Below are 5,394 nucleotides of genomic sequence, written 5' to 3'. Positions count from 1 at the left end.
TGTGTTCGGCGGTGTCCTACTTTTCCACCCGGGTTGGGTAGTATCATCGGCGCTGGCAGGCTTAGCTTCCGGGTTCGGGATGGGTCCGGGCGTTTCCCTGTCGCTATTTCCGCCGTAACTTTATTGTGTTGTGTTTCACCAGGTTTGTGTTTTGGTGGTGGGGTGTGGTGTGTGGTGTGGTTGCGAGGTTTTGGTTGTGTGTAAGTTTTCGGCCGGTTAGTGCCAGTTCCCTGAGCCCATTGCTGGGTGTGCAGGTCTGGTCTATTGATCCCGTGGTCTGCGGGGGGCCTTATCCCACTTGATGGGTGAGAAGCCTGGTCTTGGAGGGGGTTTCCCGCTTAGATGCTTTCAGCGGTTATCCTGTCCGAACGTGGCGATCCAGCGGTGCCCCTGGTGGGACAACTGGTAGACCAGAGGTTCGTCCGTCCCGGTCCTCTCGTACTAGGGACAGGTTTCCTCAAGCTTCTGACGCGCGCGGCGGATAGAGACCGAACTGTCTCACGACGTTCTAAACCCAGCTCGCGTGCCGCTTTAATGGGCGAACAGCCCAACCCTTGGGACCTGCTCCAGCCCCAGGATGCGACGAGCCGACATCGAGGTGCCAAACCATCCCGTCGATATGGACTCTTGGGGAAGATCAGCCTGTTATCCCCGGGGTACCTTTTATCCGTTGAGCGACACCCCTTCCACTCGGGGGTGCCGGATCACTAGTCCCGACTTTCGTCCCTGCTTGACGTGTCAGTCTCGCAGTCAAGCTCCCTTGTGCACTTACACTCAACACCTGATTGCCGTCCAGGTTGAGGGAACCTTTGGGCGCCTCCGTTACTTTTTGGGAGGCAACCGCCCCAGTTAAACTACCCACCAGGCACTGTCCCTGAACCGGATAGACGGTTCGAGGTTAGAGGCCCAATACGATCAGAGTGGTATTTCAACAACGACTCCACTTTCACTGGCGTGAAAGCTTCCTAGTCTCCCACCTATCCTACACAAACCGTATCGAGCACCAATACCAAGTTGTAGTGAAGGTCCCGGGGTCTTTTCGTCCTGCCGCGCGTAACGAGCATCTTTACTCGTAGTGCAATTTCGCCGAGTCTATGGTTGAGACAGCTGAGAAGTCGTTACGCCATTCGTGCAGGTCGGAACTTACCCGACAAGGAATTTCGCTACCTTAGGATGGTTATAGTTACCACCGCCGTTTACTGGGGCTTAAATTCTCCGCTTCACCCCAAAAGGGGTTAACGGGTCCTCTTAACCTTCCAGCACCGGGCAGGCGTCAGTCCGTATACATCGTCTTGCGACTTCGCACGGACCTGTGTTTTTAGTAAACAGTCGCTTCTCACTGGTTTGTGCCACCCACTCCCGCTGCCCCGGGCATGCCGGTTGACGGTGTGTGGGTCCCCCTTCTCCCGAAGTTACGGGGGCATTTTGCCGAGTTCCTTAACCATAGTTCACTCGTACGCCTCGGTATTCTCTACCTGACCACCTGTGTCGGTTTGGGGTACGGGCCGTGTGTGTACTCGCTAGAGGCTTTTCTTGGCAGCTTAGGATCACCGAATTCGCCTCATTCGGCTATGCATCACCTCTCGGAATATGCGAAACCCGGATTTGCCTGGGTTTCTTCCTACCGGTTTGCCCCAGTATTACCACTGACTGGTACGGCTACCTTCCTGCGTCACCCCATCGCTTGACTACTACCAAAGAAGGTCCCACGCAGCCCCGGCTCCCCTCACCCCGAAGGGATCGGTGGAGCAGGTTTTGGGTGGTTAGTACCTCTGATTCATCAGGGACGCGCACACACGGGTACGGGAATATCAACCCGTTGTCCATCGACTACGCCTGTCGGCCTCGCCTTAGGTCCCGACTCACCCTGGGCGGACTGGCCTGGCCCAGGAACCCTTGGTCTTTCGGCGGGCAAGGTTCTCACTTGCCTTATCGCTACTCATGCCTGCATTCTCACTCCCACACCCTCCACAACACGTTTCCACGGCTGCTTCACCGGATGCAGGACGCTCCCCTACCCAGCCACCACCAAGGGCGGCTGCCGCGGCTTCGGCGGTGTGCTTGAGCCCCGCTACATTATCGGCGCACAATCACTTGACCAGTGAGCTATTACGCACTCTTTCAAGGGTGGCTGCTTCTAAGCCAACCTCCTGGTTGTCTTCGCGACTGCACATCCTTTTCCACTTAGCACACGCTTAGGGGCCTTAGCCGGCGATCTGGGCTGTTTCCCTCTCGACGCACGGAGCTTATCCCCCGCCGTCTCACTGCCACGCTTCACCTTGTCGGCATTCGGAGTTTGGCTGACGTCAGTAACCTAGTAGGGCCCATCGGCCATCCAGTAGCTCTACCTCCAACAAGAACCACGCAACGCTGCACCTAAATGCATTTCGGGGAGAACCAGCTATCACGGAGTTTGATTGGCCTTTCACCCCTACCCACAGCTCATCCCCTCAGTCTTCAACCTAAGTGGGTTCGGGCCTCCACGACGTCTTACCGTCGCTTCACCCTGGCCATGGGTAGATCACTCCGCTTCGGGTCCAGAACACACCACTACACCCCCACAAAATGGGGGATACGCCCTATTCAGACTCGCTTTCGCTGCGGCTACCCCACCCGGGTTAACCTCGCGACATGTCCCTGACTCGCAGGCTCATTCTTCAAAAGGCACGCCATCACCCCACGACAAATCGAGGGCTTTGACGGATTGTAGGCACACGGTTTCAGGTACTCTTTCACTCCCCTCCCGGGGTACTTTTCACCATTCCCTCACGGTACTGATCCGCTATCGGTCACTGAGAAGTATTCAGGCTTACCGGGTGGTCCCGGCAGATTCACAGCAGATTCCACGGGCCCGCTGCTACTCGGGGACACTGCCACAACAGAGCACATGTTTTCAGTTACGGGGCTCTCACCCTCTACGGACAGACCATCCCAGGCCACTTCACCTAACACATGCTTTTATCACTGCTGCCATCCACGGCGGTGAATGGAACACAGACCCCACAACACCGAACACACAACCCCCGCCGGGTATCACATGCATCCGGTTTAGCCATCCTCCGCGTTCGCTCGCCACTACTAACGGAATCACCATTGTTTTCTCTTCCTACGGGTACTGAGATGTTTCACTTCCCCGCGTTACCTCTGACTGGCTATAGATTCACCAGACAGTGACGCGACATCACTCGCGCCGGGTTTCCCCATTCGGACATCCTCGGATCCACGCTCGGTTGACAACTCCCCGAGGCATATCGCAGCCTCCCACGTCCTTCATCGGCTCTCAGTGCCAAGGCATCCACCATGCGCCCTTAAACACTTACAACACAAAAACCAAAAAATGAGTTCGAGATTCTCTACACAGAGAAACTCTGAAATTGCACATCAACAACAAACACCCCCCAAAAAGAGAGGCACTCGCCGCTAGATGCTCGCAACCACTATCCACAAATCAAACACCACACCCCACCACCAAAGACGAGGCGACAACCAACCGACCCCACCAACGCAGAGCCACCCCCACCCAGGGGCCACGGGCTTGTTGTCTCAAAGCCCAATAGTGTGTCTGATGATCCCGTGCAGCCCCAAACCCGTAGGGCCACACCACGTTTGTTGTGCACCAAGCCGGCGCCACTACAGCAACCGACTCCATCACGGCTCGAGACTGGCCCACTGCCAACTCTTTTCGTGGTGCTCCTTAGAAAGGAGGTGATCCAGCCGCACCTTCCGGTACGGCTACCTTGTTACGACTTCGTCCCAATCGCCGATCCCACCTTCGACGGCTCCCTCCCACAAGGGGTTAGGCCACCGGCTTCGGGTGTTACCGACTTTCATGACGTGACGGGCGGTGTGTACAAGGCCCGGGAACGTATTCACCGCAGCGTTGCTGATCTGCGATTACTAGCGACTCCGACTTCACGGGGTCGAGTTGCAGACCCCGATCCGAACTGAGACCGGCTTTGAAAAGGATTCGCTCCACCTCACGGCATCGCAGCCCTTTGTACCGGCCATTGTAGCATGTGTGAAGCCCTGGACATAAGGGGCATGATGACTTGACGTCATCCCCACCTTCCTCCGAGTTGACCCCGGCAGTCTCTCACGAGTCCCCACCATCACGTGCTGGCAACATGAGACAAGGGTTGCGCTCGTTGCGGGACTTAACCCAACATCTCACGACACGAGCTGACGACAGCCATGCACCACCTGCACACAGGCCACAAGGGAACCGACATCTCTGCCGACGTCCTGTGCATGTCAAACCCAGGTAAGGTTCTTCGCGTTGCATCGAATTAATCCACATGCTCCGCCGCTTGTGCGGGCCCCCGTCAATTCCTTTGAGTTTTAGCCTTGCGGCCGTACTCCCCAGGCGGGGTACTTAATGCGTTAGCTACGGCACGGATCCCAAGGAAGGAAACCCACACCTAGTACCCACCGTTTACGGCGTGGACTACCAGGGTATCTAATCCTGTTCGCTCCCCACGCTTTCGCTCCTCAGCGTCAGTTACTGCCCAGAGACCCGCCTTCGCCACCGGTGTTCCTCCTGATATCTGCGCATTCCACCGCTACACCAGGAATTCCAGTCTCCCCTGCAGTACTCCAGTCTGCCCGTATCGCCCGCACGCCCAAGGTTAAGCCTTAGGTTTTCACGAACAACGCGACAAACCACCTACGAGCTCTTTACGCCCAGTAATTCCGGACAACGCTCGCACCCTACGTATTACCGCGGCTGCTGGCACGTAGTTGGCCGGTGCTTCTTCTGCTACTACCGTCACTCACGCTTCGTCGTAGCTGAAAGAGGTTTACAACCCGAAGGCCGTCATCCCCCACGCGGCGTCGCTGCATCAGGCTTGCGCCCATTGTGCAATATTCCCCACTGCTGCCTCCCGTAGGAGTCTGGGCCGTATCTCAGTCCCAGTGTGGCCGGACACCCTCTCAGGCCGGCTACCCGTCGTCGCCTTGGTAGGCCATCACCCCACCAACAAGCTGATAGGCCGCGGGCCCATCCCACACCGCAAAAGCTTTCCCCCACCAGGCCATGCGACCAGCAAGGTGTATTCGGTATTAGACCCAGTTTCCCAGGCTTATCCCAAAGTGCAGGGCAGATCACCCACGTGTTACTCACCCGTTCGCCACTCGTGTACCCCCGAAAGGGCCTTACCGTTCGACTTGCATGTGTTAAGCACGCCGCCAGCGTTCGTCCTGAGCCAGGATCAAACTCTCCAAACAAAAACCCCTCCACAACAGAGGCAATTTCAAATCAGAGAAACCTGACATCGTCAGAAAAACTGACAATAAAAAACACCACACCCAAGGCACGGGGCGCCAAGAATGTGGCCAAACAAAAACAACAAACAAAAACCACCAAACACACTATTGAGTTCTCAAACAACACACCCG

Annotated in this window: 3 rRNA genes; all 3 read right to left on the bottom strand. The window is 56.6% G+C overall.

The features are described 5' to 3' along the window. Positions 1 to 3: 3 nt before the first annotated feature. The 3 genes from rrf to A5651_RS21570 all read right to left on the bottom strand — a co-directional run bounded on the left by rrf (position 4) and on the right by A5651_RS21570 (position 5,223). Positions 4 to 117: ribosomal RNA gene (gene rrf, locus A5651_RS21580) — 5S ribosomal RNA — on the bottom strand. A 79-nt stretch (positions 118 to 196) separates the two neighbouring features. After that, a 23S ribosomal RNA gene (locus A5651_RS21575) occupies positions 197 to 3,322 on the bottom strand. Positions 3,323 to 3,698: 376 nt separating this feature from the next. Continuing rightward, positions 3,699 to 5,223, bottom strand: a 16S ribosomal RNA gene (locus A5651_RS21570). The 16S, 23S and 5S rRNA genes sit together here, the layout of an rRNA operon. Positions 5,224 to 5,394: the final 171 nt, after the last annotated feature.

This window comes from Mycobacterium sp. 1274761.0 (assembly GCF_001668615.1).
GTDB lineage: Bacteria > Actinomycetota > Actinomycetes > Mycobacteriales > Mycobacteriaceae > Mycobacterium.
The sequence above is the reverse complement of the archived record's forward strand: the minus strand, read 5'-3'. Positions and strand labels throughout refer to the sequence as shown.